Here is a 1248-nt window from a genome sequence, read left to right as displayed (position 1 = left end):
TTGAGCAGGTGAATCGAACTGATGCCAATGATGGCCGTGGCCAGCTTGACCTTCAGCACCGACGCATTCACATGGCTCAGCCATTCCGGCTGGTCGCGGTGGCCTTCCAGGTTCAGGCGACTCACAAACGTTTCATAGCCCCCCACAATCACCATGATCAGCAGGTTGGAAATCATGACGACGTCAATCAGGGCCAGCACGACCAGCATGATGACCGTCTCGTTCAGCGTGGTAATGGGCGCGTCGGTTTTGTAGCCGATGCTCGTGATGAGCGCCTGCAAGGCCGTCTGGCTGCCAAAGGCCGCTTCAATCAGGTGAACCAGTTCCACCAGAAAATGAAAGACGTACACGCCCTGGGCTGCAATCAACCCCAGGTAAAGCGGCACCTGCAGCCAGCGGCTTGCAAAGATCAGCCTGGGCAGCGGGCGAAGCGGGGCAGGTTGTGAAGGGGTAGGTTCTGACATGGTGGTACCAGCTGTAAAGTTGCAGAATTGTAGGGGTGCCGGCAAGGCTGGCCTTTATTGTGGAAATATGTAAGCTTCAAGCCAGTCAGTGGCCTGTAAGTGCAAAGGCTGAAAGTACCCGGCATCCAAGCATCTAATGACAACAAGGAGACTTCACCAATGAGCGCCTCAACATCTACATCAACCTCTAACTCGGCTATTCAGTCCACGCTGGTTGAAAATCGCGTATTCCCGCCCAGTGACGCCATGGTCAAGGCTGCCCGCATCTCGGGCATGGACGCCTACCATGCGTTGTGTTCGGAGGCCGAGAAAGACTTTGAAGGCTTCTGGGCCCGCCTGGCGCGCGAAAACATGGTCTGGAACAAACCTTTCACGCAGACCCTGGACGAATCCAACGCGCCGTTTTACCAGTGGTTTGCCGACGGCGAGCTCAACGCGTCGGCCAACTGCCTCGACAAGCACATGGGCACCCCGGTAGAGAACAAGACCGCGGTTATCTTCGAGGCCGACGATGGTACGGTCACCAAAACCACGTACAAGGAACTGCTGGCGCGCGTGAGCCAGTTTGCCAACGCGCTCAAGGCCGAAGGCATCCAGAAGGGCGACCGGGTCCTGATCTACATGCCCATGACGCTCGAAGGCGTGATTGCCATGCAGGCCTGCGCCCGCATTGGTGCCACCCACAGCGTGGTGTTTGGCGGCTTTTCGGCCAAGGCGCTGCAGGAGCGCATCATTGATGCCGGCGCGGTGGCGGTGATCACAGCCAACTACCAGATGCGGGGCG

General features: G+C 58.0%; 2 protein-coding genes. One reads left to right on the top strand and one right to left on the bottom strand.

Annotation, left to right across the window (positions count from 1 at the left end):
• Nucleotides 1-464 (bottom strand): YqhA family protein (locus tag Q8K05_RS08535; protein WP_305246206.1); only part of this gene is annotated, 464 nt, incomplete at its 3' end.
• Between the two features lie 159 nt (nt 465-623).
• Between Q8K05_RS08535 and Q8K05_RS08530 the strand changes: the two genes are divergently transcribed.
• Nucleotides 624-1248: AMP-binding protein (locus Q8K05_RS08530; RefSeq protein ID WP_305246205.1), on the top strand; the 625-nt coding region annotated here is incomplete at its 3' end.

The organism is Polaromonas sp. (assembly GCF_030682935.1).
Lineage (GTDB): Bacteria > Pseudomonadota > Gammaproteobacteria > Burkholderiales > Burkholderiaceae_C > Polaromonas.
This window is presented reverse-complemented; position numbering and strand designations above follow the sequence as displayed.